1 pseudogene is annotated in these 975 nt (G+C 71.1%); it reads right to left on the bottom strand.

Annotated features, from left to right (window positions below):
- Positions 1 to 975, bottom strand: a pseudogene (locus JCM19049_RS15440) (pyruvate carboxylase); the annotation flags it as partial.

The following is a 975-nucleotide window of genomic DNA, read 5'->3' as shown; positions in this document are numbered from 1 at the left end:
CTCCTGCACCCCGACGGTGACCGCCCCGGCGAACGGGGCGGCGACGTGGGCGCGGTTGTTCGGGTCGGCCTTCGGCGCGGTCTTGACCGTGGATTCCACGGACTCGTCGCGGGCCTGCAGCTGACGCTGCTGGCCGTTGAGGGTGACCACCACGGTGCGCATGCCCTTCTCATCGGGCTCGGAGACGGAGACCAGCTTGACCAGCAGGCGCACCCCCTTGCCCAGCGAGACCACGTGCTCCCCGTCGGAGCTCAGCCCGTAGAGGTAGTCGCGGGTGTGCAGCACCGACAGGTCGCCGTAGTTCTCGACGCTGGCCTCGAAGTCGCGGGTCGGCCCGGCGAACAGCAGCCGGTTCAGGGTCGAGCGCACGGTGTCCGAGTCGCCCTGCAGCGCCTTGGCGTCCTGCGGTTCCAGGTCCTCCACGCGCGGGCGCACGGTGCGCCCCTGCAGGGCCTTGGTACGGAACGGTTCGGGCCAGCCGCCCGGAGGTCCCCCAGCTCACCGGAGAGGAACTGGATCACCGAGTCGGGGATGTCGTAGTTCTGCGGGTTGGCCTCGAACTCGTCGGCCGCCACCCCGGAGCCAACCAGCTGCAGGGCCAGGTCGCCGACCACCTTGGAGGAGGGGGTGACCTTCACCAGGTTGCCGAGCATCGCGTTGACCGAGGCGTACATCGACTCGATCGCCTCGAAGCGCTCCCCCAGGCCCAGGGCGATCGCCTGCTGGCGCAGGTTGGACAGCTGCCCGCCGGGGATCTCGTGCTGGTAGACGCGCCCGGTCGGGGCCGGCAGCCCGGACTCGAACGGCTTGTACATCGCGCGCACCGCTTCCCAGTACGGTTCCAGGGAGGCGACCGCGTCCAGCGAGAGGCCGGTGTCGCGTTCGGTGTTCTCCAGCGCGGCGACCAGGGCGGAGGCCGAGGCTGGGAGGTGGTGCCGGCCATCGCGGCGCTGGCCACGTCCACCGCGTCCACCC

The sequence above is a fragment of the Arthrobacter sp. JCM 19049 genome (genome assembly GCF_001310435.1).
The sequence above is the reverse complement of the archived record's forward strand: the minus strand, read 5'-3'. Positions and strand labels throughout refer to the sequence as shown.